Consider the following 17,505-nt stretch of genomic DNA (forward strand, 5'->3'; position numbering starts at 1 on the left):
ACTATGGAAAAAAGGAAAATTGAAATAATGGATACCACACTTCGAGATGGCGAGCAAACATCTGGAGTATCATTTTCTGCTACAGAAAAATTAACCATTGCACAATTATTGCTTGAAGAATTAAAAATCGATAGGATTGAAATTGCTTCAGCAAGAGTAAGTGAAGGTGAATTTCAGGCTGTAAAAGGAATTACAAGTTGGGCAAAAGAAAAAGGATACGAGGATAGAATCGAAGTCCTTTCTTTTGTTGATGGAGGTATCTCTATAGAATGGATGAAAGAAGCAGGAGCCAAAGTTCAAAACTTATTGACCAAAGGTTCTCTGAATCATCTAACACATCAATTAAAAAAAACACCTCAACAGCATTTTGATGAAATAGCGCAAATCATTGCTCTAGCCCAAAAAAATGGCATCGAAACCAACGTATATCTTGAAGATTGGAGTAATGGAATGCGAAATTCTCCTGATTATGTTTTTCAATATTTAGACTTTTTAGTCACCCAACCTGTCAAAAGAATTTTATTACCAGATACATTGGGAGTTCTTATTCCCAGTCAGACATTTGAATTTATCTCTAAAATTACGGCAAAATACCCAACCATACATTTTGACTTTCATGCTCACAATGATTATGATTTGAGTGTTGCCAATGTATTAGAAGCACTAAAAGCTGGCGTAAAAGGATTACACGTTACGGTAAACGGAATGGGTGAACGAGCAGGAAATGCTCCGCTTGAAAGTACTGTTGCTGTTATTAACGACTTCTTGCCACAAATAGAAATTGGCGTAAAAGAATCCTCTTTATATTCTGTTAGTAAACTAGTTGAAACTTTCACGGGCTATAGAATTCCTGCAAACAAACCCATTGTGGGGGACAATGTTTTTACTCAAACAGCAGGAATACATGCTGATGGAGACAATAAAAATAATTTATACTTCAACGATTTGCTTCCTGAGCGTTTCGGGAGAAAAAGAAAATATGCTTTAGGCAAAACATCTGGTAAAGCTAACATTGAGAAGAATCTTCAAGAATTAGGATTGCAATTGAATCAAGAAGACTTAAAATTGGTAACTCAGAGAATTATCGAATTAGGCGACAAAAAAGAGACGGTAACCAAAGAAGACTTGCCTTATATCATTTCAGATGTGTTGGATAGCCAAACCTATCAAGAAAAAATAGTTGTAGAATCCTACGTATTAGTTCATTCTAAGGGATTGCGTCCTTCTACCACCTTATGTTTGAGAATTGATGGTGAAATTCACGAAGAAAATGCACAGGGAGATGGTCAGTTTGATGCTTTCATGAACGCTTTGTCAAAAATTTACAAAAGCAAAAAAATGGCATTACCTAAATTAGTAGATTATGCTGTTAGAATTCCACCTGGAAGTAGTTCAGATGCCTTGTGTGAAACTATCATCACCTGGACCAACAACGGAAAAGAATTTAAAACCAGAGGATTAGACTCTGATCAAACTGTAGCTGCTATTATAGCAACTCAAAAAATGCTAAACGTTATTAGTATCTAAACTTGAATAAATTACAAACGAAACTAAATAAATAGAGAATGAAATATACTATTGCCCTTTTAGCTGGTGACGGAATTGGACCAGAAGTAATAAACGAAGCTGTAAAAGTTTCTGATGCAATTGCAAAAAAATTCAATCATGAAATCAATTGGATGCCTGCATTAACTGGAGCATGTGCCATTGATGCAGTGGGAGTTCCTTACCCAGATGAAACCCATGAAATTTGTATGAAAGCCGATGCAGTACTTTTTGGCGCTATCGGACATCCAAAATACGATAATGACCCAAAAGCAACTGTTCGACCTGAACAAGGATTGTTATTAATGCGTAAAAAATTAGGTTTATTTGCAAATGTCCGTCCAACCTTTACTTTCCCATCATTGATAGATAATTCTCCTTTAAAAAGAGAACGAATTGAAGGAACGGACTTAGTTTTTCTTAGAGAACTTACCGGAGGAATTTACTTTGGTGAAAAAGGAAGAAAAGACAATGGAGATACAGCTTACGACAATTGCGTTTACACCAGAGAAGAGGTACAACGTTTGGCAAAAAAAGGATTTGAATTAGCCATGACTCGTTCAAAAAAATTATGTTGCGTGGACAAAGCTAATGTTTTGGAAACCTCACGCCTTTGGAGAGAAACCGTTCAAGCTATGGAAAAAGACTATCCTGAAGTAACGGTAAGCTATGAGTTTGTTGATGCTGTAGCCATGCGTTTGGTACAATGGCCAAATTCATACGATGTATTAATAACCGAAAATCTATTTGGTGATATTTTAACAGATGAAGCTTCAGTAATTTCAGGTTCAATGGGATTAATGCCGTCTGCATCAATAGGTGTTCACACATCCTTGTTTGAACCTATCCACGGTTCTTATCCTCAGGCAACAGGATTGAATATTGCAAACCCACTGGCTACTGTACTTTCGGCAGCGATGATGTTTGAAGATGCTTTTGGATTAAAAGAAGAAGCTAAAGCAATTAGAGCAGTTGTCAATAAATCGCTAGAACAAGGTATTGTTACTGAAGATTTAGCTGCAAAAGGTGCCAAATCCTATAAAACGAGTGAAGTTGGAGATTGGTTGGTAGCGAATCTGTAAATAATGAAATCGCATAGCGAATTAAAAACACACCCGAAAATTTTAGAATTTTCGGGTGTTATTTTTTAATACATTACTTTTTAAGTTGGCTCACGATACCTTTAATTTCTTGTTCTTTACTTTTTGGATAAATTAATAACACATTGTCTTTATCCACAATAATAAAATCTTCCAAACCATCAATAACAACTATCTTATTTTTTGAAGTACTTATAATATTGCTCGAAGAATTATTCAACAAAACGGATGCGTTTACTACCGCATTATTATTTTCATCCTTATCTAATTTTTCGTGTAAAGAACCCCAAGTTCCTAAATCGTTCCAATCAAAAGTTGCGGGAAGAACATAAACGTTCTTTGCATTTTCCATCACAGCATAATCGATAGAAACATTCTCTGCTACGGCGTAATTTCTTTCAATAAATGCTTTTTCAGCATCTGTATTGTACTCTTTCCAACCATTTAAGAACAAATTATTCATTTGTGGCTGGAATTTTTCGAATGCCTCAGTAATACTTTTTACGCTCCAAATAAAAATTCCGCCATTCCACAAAAAATTACCACTTTCTAAAAACGCCTTTGCAGTTTCATAATCTGGTTTTTCTCTAAATTGATTCACTTTTTTGATAGAATTAGCATCAGCCTTATCATATTCTATATAACCAAAACCCGTATTGGGAAATGTAGGTTGAATACCTAAAGTCATCAGTGCATTTTCCTTCGCACAAAAATCAAAACATTGTTGTAAGTTCTCGGTAAATGCCTTTTCATCTTCAATCCAATGGTCACTTGGTGCAACCACCATAACAGCATCAGGATTTTGTTTTTTTATTTTCAATGAAGCATACAAAATACAGGGTGCTGTGTTCCTCATAGCGGGTTCCAACAGAACTTGTTCTTGCTTGACCATTGGTAATTGCTCCAAAACCAGATCATTGTATCTTTCGTTAGTTAAAATCAGAATGTTTTCAACTGGAATCAATTGAGATAATCTGCTGAATGTTTTCTGGATTAAAGTATGTCCAGAACCCAACATATCATGGAATTGCTTTGGAAAATCAGTTGTGCTCACTGGCCAAAATCTTGACCCTACTCCACCAGCCATCAAAACAGCATAATAATTCTTATTCATTATTTAAACTTTAACTTGGTAATAACTCTACTTCCGCATTAGGGTTGAACAAATACATTCTTCCAGAACTAACCTCAACACATTCATAACGTTTTGTTCTCAATGCTCCTTTCTTGAAAATTTTCCCATTGTGAATTCGGAAATGACTTCCGTAAGGGAGCTCAAAGATATAATTTTTATCATTTTGTTTGTCAAATTGTTTTAAGGCCAACGAAAGGGTTGCATCAACATCACTACTTGCTGATGGATTTTTGAAATGCCTTGCCAATAAAGGCAATAACTGACTTGGAAACACCTCTGGACGAATAAATGGAACCATCAAGCGCTGAAAAGTAAATTTCCACTCATTGCCATGAGGCTTGATATTTCTACCAAATTTTTCAAATGCCACAAGATGCGCAATTTCGTGAATAAGAGTAATTAAAAATTTGTATTTATTTAAACTGGCGTTTACTGTAATTTCGTGTTTCCCAGTGTGGCCTTTCCGATAATCGCCGTGACGAGTCACTCTTTCGTTTACAATTTTAAGATGTACTTCGTTGGTAACAATGAGTTCAAAAACTGGTTTAACAGCGTGCTCAGGTATATATTTAGCAAGAGTTTCGCTCATATACTATTTACGGTGTTGATGAAGAAACTTGCAATACTTTTCCGTTATAATATTTATTCCCGGTCAAAGTAAAATCAAAGATATAATTTGCCATTTCTGCTGCAGTTAATGGTGCTTTGTATCCAGGAAATGCTTCCGCCAACATTTCGGTTTGAACAGAACCAAGAGCTAAAACATTAAAAGCAATTCCTTTTTCTTTATATTCTTCTGCTAGTAATTCTGACAAAGTTATTACTGCTCCTTTGCTCGAACTGTAGGCTGAAAGCCCTGCAAATTTCATGCTGCCTTGAATGCCTCCCATTGAACTTATGGTAACCACATGGCTTCCTTTTTGTAAATATGGCAAGCAAATTCTAGTAAGATTAGCTACACCAAAAACATTGACTTTATAAATGCATTCAAAATCTTCTGAGGTAGTTTCTAAAAAAGGTTTTAGCAATAAACTTCCAGCATTATGTACTATAGCATCCACATTTTTCCATGAAGATGAAAGAAAATTTTCTACTTGAAGTAAATCATCTTCATTTGACAAGTCTACAGAAAGACAGCTGATGTTTTGTTGGCCCAATAAATTTGGAGGAATCGTTCTTGAAAGTGCTAAAACATGATGCCCTGCTTGAGCAAATTGCAAAGCCAACTCATGTCCAATTCCTCGTGATGTTCCTGTTATAATGATGTTTTTTTTCATTCTTTTCTTAATTGTTGTAAATATACTAAAAGTAAGAAGATGAAATTAGTTGTTGTGTTTTTTATAAAAAGTAATTGCTTGAAAAACCCCTAACCCAAAAAACACTAATGGAATAATAATTTTCATTAAATAATTGGATAAAAATGCAACATTGGTAGCAAAGTAATACAGCGAGAGAATGAGAATCAACATACCACAAAAAGTTCCTGCAAGCGTTCCAAAAAAATAAAAGTACTTTCTTGATTTAGAAACTTCAATATAATTCCCATTGACCAAATATAAATTCCAACTTAACCAAAACGGAATTTGTATAAAATTTAAACTACTTAAAAAAACACCTAAAAGTAAAGACGTAAAATTTAAATAAAGCCCATCAAATAAAGGAATTGAATAGGAAGTGTTTGCATTAGTGTAAAAAACATACGCCAAAACGAACATAAAAACAACTGAAAAACCCTCGATAAATTTTAAAAGAAATCTATTGCTATTTAGTTTGTGCGCTAAAAGTAAGGTTCCTAAAACGACAAAAAACTCAATTAAAACCACTCCAATCAAGTAGTATTGGGTTTGTTCTAAACCGCGCCTTTTATAGATTTCAAATCCAATTATATTTAAATATCCCAACGGAATCGAACCCACAAAACTGACTAAAAAACCCACAAATATGTTTTTTAGAATCTTCATTTTAAAAATTTAGAATCTTATTGTTTTGTTCTATATGCAATCGGTATTCCTTCATTCCGTTTTTGTAAGACAGATATTCAACTCCATTAGCATTATTGAAAGCACTGATTTCATACATGTACTTGATATGACGCAGCAACTCTTTCCAACCAAAAAAGATAGAATGTTTTGGGTCATAAATGTGTGTCGGTTCACTAGCCGCACCATTTAATTCGACAATAGCGAAGTTCCTTCCTTGTTCTAATTCTTCTAGGGTATTGTACATTAAATCCATTCTGCCAAAATAAAAATTCGGAATTTGTATACACATTTCGTTGATGACTGAAGTTAATTTTGGAGAAATCCAATGGCTACAATCTATAAATTTTGCTCCACGAATATGATTACCATAAGGAACCAAATTTTTTTGTTGTCCTTTTTCTAAAACATCTTGTAATTGGCTTCCATATTCTTTTCGAAGTGCTTTTAACTGCATTTCGTGTCTTGGATCTTTTCGCAACAATTGTTCTATGGTTGATATTCCATCGCCTGTTACTACTAGAAATTCTTTGGCTACAATTCCTGTTATTTTGCCTTTGGCTTCATAAGGGTAACGCACATAGAAAATTCCTATTTCATTCTCAAATGGAATTAACTCTTGAATTAAATAATCAAAATTTACTTTTGAATTGTATTGCGCTAACTCTTCCTTATTATGGATTTTCTTAACGGCCGAACCTCGTAAACCAATATCGGGTTTTGCAAAAAATGGATAGTGTAAATTTACTTTTTCAATTTTCTCTAGAACATTTTCTATGGAAGTCCCTTCTGAGATTAATTCGGTTTTAGGGTAGTACTGTTGCGGAATCAAATTGTAAATCTGTTTTTTTGATTCCATAATAAATCCTCCGTTTTTAATGGATGGATTGGAGGCGTTAAAAAAGAAAATAGTTTTGGCTTTAAAAGCATAATATACCCACAAAAAATAAACAGGAATATACACCAGCTGAAAAGGCCAATACTCCCAATGCAATAATTTATGTATGAAAAGTTTCAAAATAAAATAGTTTTTAAATTAAAAAACGATACGTTACACATAAAGAAACGAATTGGAAAAATCTTTTTCCTCGATTAAATCGTGATGCAGTAATTGGACTCTGTTTTTTTCAATCACTGTCTGAGTAATGCTCAAAGTCTTTAAAGTATCATTTCTATTGATAACCAAGCCATGATTTGAATTCTGAATTTCAGTGTATCGATGAAAATGAAACATTTCATCTGCTGAAACTTCTGGCTTTATTTCTAAAAAAGTATGAAACCATTGCTCTCGCTGGTCTCTAATTTCTTTAGCATATAAGGTTGATGAAGACCAAACATAATTATGATGTACATTCAATTCAACAGTTTCTTTTCTGTTACCATCCCATCGCAATTGATACAATTTCTGATTTTGAAATAAAACCAAAGTAAAAGATTCAATAGCGTCTAAATTAATTTCGTCCCATGCTTCAATTGCTGATTTAGCACTAACCAAATCAACAACTATTTGACCTCGACTTTTTCTATACGGCGGATTCCATTCGTGTTTTTCTGAAGCTCCATTAAGTAACACCAACACATTTGCTTCTTCGTCTATAGCATACCAAGTTCCTCCCGCTTTAGAATCTTTTGGAAAAAAAATATTCTTATCGTTTACAGCATAACTTTTGGGTTCAATGGATGGTCGTACAATTTGCTCATCTCTGTTAGAAGTGATGATGATTTTATCATTGGAATTAACAAAACTTACTGTGCACATTGTTTTCTATATTCGATTGTGGAACGAGCTACACCAAAATTAGCATCGACATTTAAATGATCCAATTGCAAAACAGCCACTTTTATTAAAGCTTGATGATGGATGCAATGTTCTAAATTATATAACAATTCCCGATGATAGTTCGATTGAATCATAATTTCTTGTCCATCAACCACTTGTTGAAGTTCCAGATTGATATTAGGCTTGTTTAAGTTCATCAATACCGTTTCGATTGCTTGTTGTGCAAATAAAACATCCGTTTGAATTACATAATCTCTTTTTCTTTGGTCATAATTGACAACTCGATTTTCGTATTGGTTTTGTAAACATTGAAACATTTCAACTATGTGCCGTGTATGTTCGCCAATGGTGGCACCGCTCAACTCATGACAAGGATTAGAATATTCTTCATTAGTAAGCTGAGCCACTAAATCTGACAATTCTCTTAAGGTTTTATGGATGGATGGAATAATCATATTGCTTGATATTTTCCTGACAAAAATCAAAAACCGATTTTCTTCAGGCATGAATGTAATAATTAAATTTTAAATCGCAGTAAATCAGGGATTTTATTTTTATTTTGGAAAACTAAAATGACACAACAAATAAGCGTAATAATAGCTAGAGCAAATAATTCTCCACCATCATTTTGAACTACTATTCCTAAAATTAAAAGATGTGACACTATAGCTCCAAACATTGTTCCTAAGCCCATGAGTGCTCCTAACAATGTGGTTCTTGGGATTAAAATTAATAGTGATGCAATTAATTCGAAAATACCTGAACCAATTCTACCAAAAGGTTCAATTCCTAATTTTGTAAAAATGTAAATGCTTTCTTCGGCTCCAGAAAATTTAAAGAATAAGGTTTGTAGCAGAATAACAACTGCTATGAGTTTGACAATCCAGATAAAAATATTGTTTTTCATAATTCCTTATTTTATAATTTTTTTCCAATTTAATTCAGCTTTTGCTTTCAAATGCGCTTCGTCTTTGTTCCAACTTTTTAAAGTATTATTGAAATACGCATTATAGAATAAGTACAATTTGCCGTCAACAATCTTGAAGGTTTCTGGATCGATCTCTACTTTTTCGCCAGCACTTCCCATGGCATAAGCACACCAACCACCAAATTGAGGTTCATAATTTGTTGGCATTTTCAGGAATACATCCTTATTAGCTTGGCTTGAAAAATTATATGTCACACCTTCATAAGTTGTAACAATGGTTGTTTTGCCTTTTACTGCTTTTTTCTGTGTAAAATAAGCTACAGGATCATATCCCTGAATGGCAACTTTTTTATCTAAATTGTATTCAGCTACCCTTTTTGCGGCTGATTGTCCAAAAACGGATGTTGTGAGAACAACAAGAAATAATACGAGTGTTTTTTTCATGATTTATAAATTTTGTTTTCTAATGAAACAAAGATATAACGAGCTAGTATTGGACTTTGTCTGCTACTTTACATTTGAGACAAAAAAGGATATTTATTTATTAAAATGAATGTTGATACTGCAATCCGAGAACAAAACTTCGAGTTAAACCGTCAGGACGAATGTCACGAACTACAAAAGGTGTTGCCAATGATAGTTCTAAACTACTTTGCTTACTCAATCGATAATTGGCAATCAAATTTCCGTTAATCGTTAACCCATCTGAACCCTTGATGTTTTCTCTTTGCCCAAAAATGTTTTCGAAACTATCTTCTCCTAAATGATAGATAAACAACAGATTAAGTTTGAAAGTAAATTTTTTATTAGCCGAATTAATAGAATAAGTGGCTCTAACTAAAGCATCGGGTTGACGTTCAAACAAATTAGTTGACGGAAAATCATCCGTTCCATTGTATTCTTTGAAATATGAATTCTTATTTAAGTTTACTATTGGAATTTGGATAGCAGCATTAAAATCCCATTTCCTATACTTGAGATTGGTTCCTAGAAACAAATCGATTGTTCCTAAGCTCGACTGATAATCCAAAGGCAACGAATAGTCATTAATTTTTAAATTAGATGCTGTAAACGGAAACTTAAAACCAAGCAGTGTACTCCATTGTTTTTTGTTATTCTCTTTAAAAGCGTAATTTCCAATCAAAAAAGCATCACCAAATTGACTTCGAGTACCAAAACTTCCGTTAGCTGTAGAAAATGTAATTTTAGAAGTAAAGGAATAGTGGTCATTAAATCGTTTGGTATAGGAAATATAAGGGGAAAGGTACGTTACATCTGCTTCACCAGCAGCAAATATAGTTGCTACTTCTATCCTATTTTTGAATTGTTGTTCTTCTGTTGTAAAACCATGATTGATGGAACAAATTCCTGCATCGCTACAACCCTGAGCTATTGTTTTACTTATTGGCAGTAAAAACAAAATCAGTACAATCTTCTTCATAGCTTTAGTTTTGAGTTAAAAGAGCAATAGCAAACAAATGATTGTACTGTTGACAATGAATCAACACATGCGAATAGTCGGCAACATCAACCGATGATGGAATAGCATAAACCGTTTGTGAAGTCAAATTTCCTAAATTGACAAATTCGGTTGGAGTGGCAGCTTTAGACAAATACACTTTCAAATCAGGACCACTTGAAACGCTAAAGTTCTCTAGTTGGACTTTGTATTGTCCGTTTTCTGAGTAAATTTTAGCTTCGCCTGAAACCGATATCCCACTTGTGGGTTCAAAAAGACCACGAAATTTCAACTCCGCTGTTGGCACTATTGCAGCTACTTCAGCGCTTCTTGTTAAAGGACCTTCTTCTTGGCAAGCCGAAAAAAGTACTGGAATAATTAGTAATACAAACATCTTTTTCATAGCAATTGTTTTTTAATACAACAAAGCTATAACAGATGTAAAAAATGAAATGTCAGGTAGTTGACAATTGGATAAAAATTAAAACTTAGAAATATCTTCTATTATAATTTCCTTTCTGCCATAATACATCAAGCCGTTTTCTTCTAACTCGTTAAGCAATGAAGTGGCGGTTTGTCGAGAGGTACAAATAATTTGTGCGATATCGTTTTGAGTAAGATAGTTATCAATAACTACTCTATTACCCACTTTTTTTCCATCTTTTTCTGCCCAGTCTTTTATAAAGTTAAGCAAACGACTTTTGGCATCTTTAGACATTAGATTGGCGTAACTGTTCTTTATGCGCTTCATTTTCAATCCAACAAATTTGGTATAAGACAAGGCTAAACTTGGATTTTGCAACAATAAGTTTTCGAAATCTGACAGCAAAAAACTACATATAGCGACCTCATCTGTTAATGCCTTAGCATATTCATTAGAATTTCTATCGCTGTCTAATTCTAATTCACCAAACAAATCGCCTTTTTGGATAATATCTTTTATAGTTTCGTTTCCGTCTCCATCAATAGAAACAATTTTGATATTCCCTTTTTTGAGTAAAAAAACTCTTGGGACATCAGAAGATGAAAAATAAATAATATCTCCTTTCTTTGCTTTTTTAAAACCTGTAATAATACACAATTGCTTAATTTGTGACATACTTAATGTCCAAAACAACTTATGATCTCGGAGATACCAATATTTTAATTCTTCATACATTCATTATGCTTTATGTAAATTTAGTAAATTGTTTAAAAAAACAAAGCCTTTTCATTTTATTCTGAAAAGGCTTGCTTCTATTTTTTCTCTTTTTAAGAACCTAAAGTCCTCGAAATAACTATTCGTTGAATTTCGGAAGTACCTTCATAAATTTGAGTGATTTTTGCGTCACGCATCATTCGCTCCACATGATACTCTGACACATATCCATTCCCTCCATGAATTTGAACGGCTTCGATAGTAGTATCCATAGCAGTTTGAGAGGCATATAATTTAGCCATAGCGCCTGATTGTGAAATATCTTTCCCTTCATCTTTTTCTGAGGCGGCTTTCATAACTAGCATTTTGGCAGCCATAATTTGTGTGGCCATATCTGCTAATTTGAAAGCAATAGCTTGGTGATTAAAAATTTCTTTCCCAAAAGCTTTTCGTTGATGGGCGTATTTTAAAGCCAATTCGTAAGCTCCTGTTGCAATCCCTAATGCTTGTGATGCAATGCCAATTCTTCCTCCATTCAAAACATTCATAGCGAAATTAAATCCAAATCCATCGGCGCCAATTCTGTTCTCTTTTGGAACTTTGACATCTGTAAACATCAACGAATGTGTATCGCTTCCTCGAATTCCCATTTTCTTTTCTTTTGGTCCTATTTCAAAACCCGCCCAGCCTTTTTCAACAATAAAAGCATTAATTCCTTTGTGTCCTTTTTGAACATCTGTCTGTGCCATCACAATATAAATTGAAGCACTAGAACCATTGGTAATCCAATTTTTTGTTCCATTTAACAAATAATAATCTCCTTTATCAATTGCAGTTGTTTTTTGAGAACTTGCGTCAGAACCTGCTTCAGGCTCAGACAAACAAAATGCTCCTATAACTTCGCCCTTTGCCAATGGCACTAGATACTTGAGTTTTTGTTCCTCATTACAATATCTTTCTATTCCAGCACAAACTAAAGAATTATTTACCGACATGATGACAGCAGCAGAAGCATCAACCTTGGCAAATTCAGTAACGGCAATAGAATAAGAAATATTATCTAAGCCTGAGCCCCCATATTTTGGATCAACCATCATTCCAAGAAAACCTAGCTCGGCCATTTTTTTTACTTGTTCTGTGGGAAACTTAGAATGTTCGTCTCTTTCAATTACTCCGGGTAGCAACTCATTTTGAGCAAAATCTCGAGCTGCTTGTTGAATCATTAATTGCTCTTCGGTAAGATTAAAATCCATAGTTGGTATATAAAATTGTGACTAATATAAATTTTATCAAAGGTAATTTTTTATTGTGAAATTTTCAATTTTGATTCGTAATTTTGACCAATGCCAAAAGTATACTACAACGTAATTGGAGTGATGTCAGGAACATCTCTAGATGGTGTTGACCTAGCACATATCCACTTTAAAATTTTGAATACCAAATGGTCTTTTGAAATTTTAGAATGCGAAACAATTGGTTACGATAGCAACTGGGTCAATAGATTGAAAAATGCCATCGATTCGACTAGCGAAGAGTTAACTTTATTGAATCAAGATTACACTGTTCTTTTGGGAACTATTATTTCAAATTTTATACAAAAGCATAGCATTTCAAATTTAGATGCTGTTTGTTCTCACGGTCACACCATTTTACATCAACCACAAAAGAAAGTAACATTACAAATTGGAAATCTTCCTATGATTGCCTCAATTTGTAAGCAAACCGTTGTTTGTGATTTTAGAATTCAAGATGTTTTATTAGGTGGTCAAGGTGCTCCTTTAGTGCCAATAGGCGATAAGATTTTATTTGCCGAATTTGATTATTGTCTAAATTTGGGTGGTTTTTCAAATATATCATTCGATTATAACAACCAGAGAATTGCTTTTGATATTTCACCTGTAAATACCGTCTTAAACTTTTATGCAAATCAACTGGATCTGGATTATGACGACAAAGGTGCTATTTCACGTTCAGGAAATATCAATGAGAATTTATTACGAGATTTAAATACTATTGATTTTTATAAAAAAGGCTTCCCGAAATCGTTAGGTTTTGAATTTGTAAAGGAAATTATATTACCCATTATTGAAACCTACTCCATTTCTATTGAAGATAAACTTCGAACATTTACTGAACATATTGCAATTCAAATTTCTATGGTTTTATCCAATAGAACGGGGAAATTACTAATTACTGGCGGAGGCGCTTATAATGATTTTTTAATCGAGCGAATTCAAAATTATCTGCCTAGTGTAGAAATCATTATCCCAACCTCTAAGGTTTTGGAATTTAAAGAAGCCTTGATTTTTGCATTACTTGGAGTTTTAAAATTACGCAATGAAATAAACGTTTTTAGTAGTGTTACCGGCTCACAAAAAGATCATAGTTCTGGTTTCATTTATAAACCTATCGAAAAAAATCCTTTGGAAACAAGTTTAATTTAAAAACAATTTATTTTTGTTATATTCGTTATAAATAAAGTTAAAATCGAAATAAACATGGAGTTTGCTGAAATCGAAAATAAAAAGAAATCATTAGTACTAACAACAGCATTATTTGTGCTGTTATTTTTACTTTTCGTCTTTTTAAAATTTTCCAATCAAACCGAACTTCCTCTTCTTGAAGGCGGTGGCGGTGGCGGTGCAGTTGCAGTAAATTTTGGCGATAGCGATGTGGGTTCGGGTGACAATTTTCAATCGGTAGAAAAAGTACTTTCGGCTCCAAAACAGACACAACCTACTCCATCTGCAGAGAAAGAAATCATAGTTAGCGATAATGATGATGCTCCAGCCATCGCTGAAGTTAAAAAACCTTCTGAAAAACCAAAAAAAGTTGAAATTGAGAAACCCGTTATCAAGGTAACTCCAAAACCTTCAAAATCAACTTCTGACGCACTATCCAATTTATTAAATGGATCTAACTCATCTGGCGATGGTGACGATAAAGAGGCTGGAAACAAAGGAAAAAGCAATGGTGATAAAAATGCTAGCGGCTATAATGGAGGTGGTGGTAGCGGAACAGGTAGTGGCGGCGGAAATGGATCTGGACAAGGTATAGGCACTGGTAGCGGTTATGGTTCTGGCTCAGGAAGTGGTACTGGAAACGGAAATGGAAATTATCAATTAGGTAATAGAAAAGCACTAAGTAAACCTCAACCTAATTATGTATGTGATGAGCAAGGAATTGTTGTGGTGCAAATATCTGTTGATCAATCTGGGACAGTTATTAGTGCTAATCCTGGTATTAGAGGTACTACCAATGCTGCAAAATGTTTGTTAGATCAAGCAAAAATTGCTGCATTAAATACCAAATGGCAATCTGATGCTTCTGCGCCTGAGAAACAAGTTGGAAAAATTATTTATAATTTCAAATTAACCGACTAGTCTAAACTTTGCATTCATTTTACTCATAGAAATAGAATGACTTATCAAGAAACGGTAAATTGGATGTTCAACCAACTGCCAGTATACCAGCTACAAGGTGCTATTGCTTACAAAAAGGATCTAACCAATACTATTCTATTAGCAAACTATCTTAAAAATCCCGAAAAAGACATACGTTGCATTCATGTTGCAGGAACCAACGGAAAAGGATCTACTTCACACATGTTGGCTTCCATTCTTCAGGAAGCAGGTTACAAGGTGGGGCTATACACTTCACCACATTTAAAAGATTTTAGAGAACGAATAAAAATTAATGGTCAAGAAATCTCCGAAAGTTTTGTCTGTGAATTCATCCAAAAGCATAAAAAATTTTTCGAAAGTAACGAACTGAGTTTTTTTGAAATGACCGTTGGATTGGCTTTTGACTATTTTAAAACAGAACAAGTAGATATTGCCATTATTGAGGTTGGCATGGGTGGTCGACTGGATTCTACTAATATCATTACTCCACTAATTTCTGTAATTACTAATATTGGAATGGATCATACTCAATTTTTAGGCAATACATTAACTGCCATTGCAGGAGAAAAAGCAGGAATCATCAAACCAGCTATTCCCGTTGTAATTGGAGAATATACTGATGAAACTAAATTGGTGTTTTCAGAAATTGCCAAAAAAAACAATTCAGAAATCTATTTTGCGAGTGAAACCATCACAAGTAGTTATCCATCCGATTTGAAAGGAGATTATCAAGAACAAAACAAAAAAACTGTTTTGCAGACGATACAGCTTATAAACTCTCAAAAGATATTCAAAGTTTCTGAAGAAAATATAAAACAAGGTCTACTTCATGTGGTGAAAAATACTGGTCTTTACGGCAGATGGCAACAAATAAACGACTTCCCAAAAGTAATTTGCGATACCGCACACAACAAACATGGTCTCACGATAACGTTAAAACAGATTCAAAACGAAAAATATAATTCTTTACATATCGTTTTAGGTGTTGTAAATGACAAAGATTTAGACGAAATCTTACCTTTATTCCCAAAAAAAGCAAGCTATTACTTTTGTAAACCAAATATTCCTCGAGGACTTGATGCTGTTTTATTGCAACAAAAAGCATTGATACATAAACTAAAAGGACAAGTATTCAATTCTGTTTCAGAAGCTTATAATGAGGCTTTACACAAAGCATTGCCAACTGATTTTATTTATGTTGGCGGCAGTACATTTGTCGTCGCAGAAATTTTTTAATTTTTATTGATTTTTACTTGCATATCAAAAAAACTGCCTTATATTTGCACACGCAATCAGAAAAAATTCTTTTTGTACTCGGGCGATTAGCTCAGTTGGTTCAGAGCATCTGGTTTACACCCAGAGGGTCGGGGGTTCGAATCCCTCATCGCCCACACACTTAAAAACAAATGGTTTCAAAAGCCGATAAATCTTATGATTTATCGGCTTTTTGCTTTTGGACATATACCAAATTATTCATTCAATCTTAATGCTAAAGGGACAAAATCGAGACCCTAAAAATTTCTACAATTTTGGGTCTCGCTAAATTCTCTAAAGCACTGTAAACACCGTACTAACAACCAGTTTAATACTGGTTCAAAAGGTGTACATCTTGTTTACTAAATATTTAAAAATTAAATTGAATACTAATTAAAAGGTCACCACCATGAAAGCAAAAATTACTGTGCATATTTATGCAAAAACTTCAAAAGCTAACAAAAACGGTCAATTGCCAATTTATTTCAGGCTAACTGTAAACGGAGAACGTTTTGAATTCAGCACCAAGAAATTTATTGATAAATCAAAATGGTCCGCAGAACAATCAAAAATGAAAGGTAATTCAGAAGAAGCCAGAACAATAAATAACTATCTTGATTTAATGAAATCTAAAATTTTTGACATTCAGATGGAATTAATACACAAAAATGAAGATTTGACAATTGAAAATTTTAAATCAAAACTAACTGGAGCACAAGAACGTGAGCGAATGATCATTCCAATCTATCAAAGTCATAATGATAAAATTAAAGACCTAATTGGAAATGGTTATGCCTATGGAACTTTAGAACGATTTAAAATCTCATTAAAACACTTGCAGGAGTTTATCATTTGGAAATATAACATCAATGATATAAGCATCAATAAAATCGACTATGCCTTTGTAACCGAGTTTGAATTTTATTTAAGAAGTGTAAAAAAATGCAACAACAATACAGCTGTCAAATATGTTAGAAATTTTAGAAAAATCATTAAGATATGCCTGGACAATGATTGGTTAGATAAAGACCCTACTACTCGATATGAAGGTAAAATGAAAGAAGTTGAAAGAGACTTTTTGACTGAAGAGGAATTGTTGAAAATCTACAACAAGAAAATTTCATCACAAAGACTACAACTAGTTAGAGATATTTTCATTTTTTCTTGCTACACTGGTTTAGCCTACATTGATGTAAAAGGATTGAAAAAGGATCATATTGGTATAGGCATTGATGGAGAGAAATGGATTTTCAAAAACCGTCAAAAAACAGATACAAAATCAAAAATACCAGTTTTACCTATTGCCCAAGAAATTATTGAAAAATACAGTAATCACCCTAAATGCTTAAATGAAGATACTATTTTGCCAATCTTAACTAACCAAAAAATGAATGCTTATTTAAAAGAAATTGGCGATTTATGTGACATTCCAAAAGAAATAACGTTCCACATGGCTAGACACACATTTGCAACATCTGTAACTTTGACTAATGGTGTTCCTATTGAAACAGTTAGTAAAATGCTTGGCCATAAAAACCTACACACAACCCAACATTACGCAAAAGTTTTGGATAGAAAGGTTAGTGAGGATATGAAGATTTTAAAAGATAAATTTTCAATTTTAGACAATAATATATTGAAAAAATCTTCAGTCACAAGCTAAAAATTTCTAGTAATCAAGGCTATTTAAAGCTATTAAGACTTTATTATTTGTTAAAAAAAGCATAAATACTATTTTAGTAATTTTATTTTAGTAAATTTGTTAACCAAATAGTTAAACTAT

The 17,505-nt window shown here is 33.4% G+C and carries 19 protein-coding genes and 1 tRNA gene; 7 read left to right on the plus strand and 13 right to left on the minus strand.

The genetic code is table 11. The features are described 5' to 3' along the window. Positions 1 to 3 precede the first annotated feature (3 nt). Together AC23L6_RS10120 and leuB are read left to right on the plus strand one after the other, a co-directional pair. On the plus strand, positions 4 to 1,527 hold the full coding sequence (locus AC23L6_RS10120) for an alpha-isopropylmalate synthase regulatory domain-containing protein (protein ID WP_487562065.1): 1,524 nt from the start codon (positions 4 to 6) through the stop codon (positions 1,525 to 1,527). A gap of 38 nt (positions 1,528 to 1,565) precedes the next feature. Continuing rightward, positions 1,566 to 2,627, plus strand: coding sequence for a 3-isopropylmalate dehydrogenase (gene leuB / locus AC23L6_RS10125; RefSeq protein WP_487562066.1), 1,062 nt, complete (start codon positions 1,566 to 1,568; stop codon positions 2,625 to 2,627). A 73-nt stretch (positions 2,628 to 2,700) separates the two neighbouring features. Here leuB and AC23L6_RS10130 read toward each other — a convergent pair whose 3' ends face one another. From AC23L6_RS10130 to AC23L6_RS10190, 13 genes are all read right to left on the minus strand, one after another. Next, positions 2,701 to 3,759, minus strand: a complete 1,059-nt coding sequence (locus AC23L6_RS10130) for a mannose-1-phosphate guanylyltransferase (protein WP_487562067.1) — start codon at positions 3,757 to 3,759, stop codon at positions 2,701 to 2,703. 10 nt (positions 3,760 to 3,769) lie between these two features. Beyond that, entirely contained in the window at positions 3,770 to 4,369 is a 600-nt protein-coding gene (locus AC23L6_RS10135; RefSeq protein WP_487562068.1) for a SprT-like domain-containing protein, read from the minus strand. A 7-nt stretch (positions 4,370 to 4,376) separates the two neighbouring features. Beyond that, positions 4,377 to 5,057 (minus strand): SDR family NAD(P)-dependent oxidoreductase, encoded by a 681-nt coding sequence (locus AC23L6_RS10140; RefSeq protein ID WP_487562069.1) that lies wholly within the window; start codon positions 5,055 to 5,057, stop codon positions 4,377 to 4,379. A gap of 45 nt (positions 5,058 to 5,102) precedes the next feature. Next, on the minus strand, positions 5,103 to 5,741 hold the full coding sequence (locus tag AC23L6_RS10145; RefSeq protein WP_487562070.1) for a hypothetical protein: 639 nt from the start codon (positions 5,739 to 5,741) through the stop codon (positions 5,103 to 5,105). A gap of 1 nt (position 5,742) precedes the next feature. Beyond that, positions 5,743 to 6,777 (minus strand): D-alanine--D-alanine ligase, encoded by a 1,035-nt coding sequence (locus AC23L6_RS10150; RefSeq protein WP_487562071.1) that lies wholly within the window; start codon positions 6,775 to 6,777, stop codon positions 5,743 to 5,745. 33 nt (positions 6,778 to 6,810) lie between these two features. Continuing rightward, positions 6,811 to 7,518: an NRDE family protein gene (locus AC23L6_RS10155; protein WP_487562072.1), complete on the minus strand. Its 708-nt coding sequence runs from the start codon at positions 7,516 to 7,518 to the stop codon at positions 6,811 to 6,813. Next, on the minus strand, positions 7,506 to 8,045 hold the full coding sequence (locus AC23L6_RS10160) for a DinB family protein (protein ID WP_487562073.1): 540 nt from the start codon (positions 8,043 to 8,045) through the stop codon (positions 7,506 to 7,508). Before AC23L6_RS10160 ends, AC23L6_RS10155 begins: the two co-directional genes overlap by 13 nt. Positions 8,046 to 8,056: 11 nt before the next feature. Further along, the gene (locus AC23L6_RS10165) at positions 8,057 to 8,446 is read right to left on the minus strand and encodes a DoxX family protein (RefSeq protein ID WP_487562074.1); all 390 of its coding nucleotides are present in this window, start codon (positions 8,444 to 8,446) and stop codon (positions 8,057 to 8,059) included. A 6-nt stretch (positions 8,447 to 8,452) separates the two neighbouring features. Beyond that, positions 8,453 to 8,911 carry a YHS domain-containing (seleno)protein gene (locus tag AC23L6_RS10170; protein ID WP_487562076.1) on the minus strand — a complete coding sequence of 153 codons (459 nt, stop codon included), beginning with the start codon at positions 8,909 to 8,911 and terminating at the stop codon, positions 8,453 to 8,455. A 100-nt stretch (positions 8,912 to 9,011) separates the two neighbouring features. Further along, the gene (locus AC23L6_RS10175; protein ID WP_487562077.1) at positions 9,012 to 9,908 is read right to left on the minus strand and encodes a hypothetical protein; all 897 of its coding nucleotides are present in this window, start codon (positions 9,906 to 9,908) and stop codon (positions 9,012 to 9,014) included. A gap of 4 nt (positions 9,909 to 9,912) precedes the next feature. Beyond that, entirely contained in the window at positions 9,913 to 10,329 is a 417-nt protein-coding gene (locus tag AC23L6_RS10180) for a DM13 domain-containing protein (RefSeq protein WP_487562078.1), read from the minus strand. A gap of 78 nt (positions 10,330 to 10,407) precedes the next feature. Continuing rightward, positions 10,408 to 11,085, minus strand: coding sequence for a Crp/Fnr family transcriptional regulator (locus tag AC23L6_RS10185; protein ID WP_487562079.1), 678 nt, complete (start codon positions 11,083 to 11,085; stop codon positions 10,408 to 10,410). A 92-nt stretch (positions 11,086 to 11,177) separates the two neighbouring features. Further along, the gene (locus AC23L6_RS10190) at positions 11,178 to 12,317 is read right to left on the minus strand and encodes an acyl-CoA dehydrogenase family protein (RefSeq protein WP_487562080.1); all 1,140 of its coding nucleotides are present in this window, start codon (positions 12,315 to 12,317) and stop codon (positions 11,178 to 11,180) included. A gap of 90 nt (positions 12,318 to 12,407) precedes the next feature. Here AC23L6_RS10190 and AC23L6_RS10195 point away from each other — a divergent pair, with 90 nt between their 5' ends. From AC23L6_RS10195 to AC23L6_RS10215, 5 genes are all read left to right on the plus strand, one after another. Further along, positions 12,408 to 13,508 carry an anhydro-N-acetylmuramic acid kinase gene (locus AC23L6_RS10195; RefSeq protein ID WP_487562081.1) on the plus strand — a complete coding sequence of 367 codons (1,101 nt, stop codon included), beginning with the start codon at positions 12,408 to 12,410 and terminating at the stop codon, positions 13,506 to 13,508. Between the two features lie 54 nt (positions 13,509 to 13,562). Further along, positions 13,563 to 14,447 carry an energy transducer TonB gene (locus AC23L6_RS10200; RefSeq protein WP_487562082.1) on the plus strand — a complete coding sequence of 295 codons (885 nt, stop codon included), beginning with the start codon at positions 13,563 to 13,565 and terminating at the stop codon, positions 14,445 to 14,447. A gap of 36 nt (positions 14,448 to 14,483) precedes the next feature. Then, positions 14,484 to 15,704: a bifunctional folylpolyglutamate synthase/dihydrofolate synthase gene (locus AC23L6_RS10205; RefSeq protein WP_487562083.1), complete on the plus strand. Its 1,221-nt coding sequence runs from the start codon at positions 14,484 to 14,486 to the stop codon at positions 15,702 to 15,704. Positions 15,705 to 15,784: 80 nt separating this feature from the next. After that, positions 15,785 to 15,859, plus strand: a tRNA-Val gene (locus AC23L6_RS10210). A gap of 272 nt (positions 15,860 to 16,131) precedes the next feature. Beyond that, the gene (locus AC23L6_RS10215; protein WP_166237495.1) at positions 16,132 to 17,385 is read left to right on the plus strand and encodes a site-specific integrase; all 1,254 of its coding nucleotides are present in this window, start codon (positions 16,132 to 16,134) and stop codon (positions 17,383 to 17,385) included. Positions 17,386 to 17,505 lie beyond the last annotated feature (120 nt).

The sequence above is a fragment of the Flavobacterium sp. R1_16 genome, assembly GCF_057652095.1.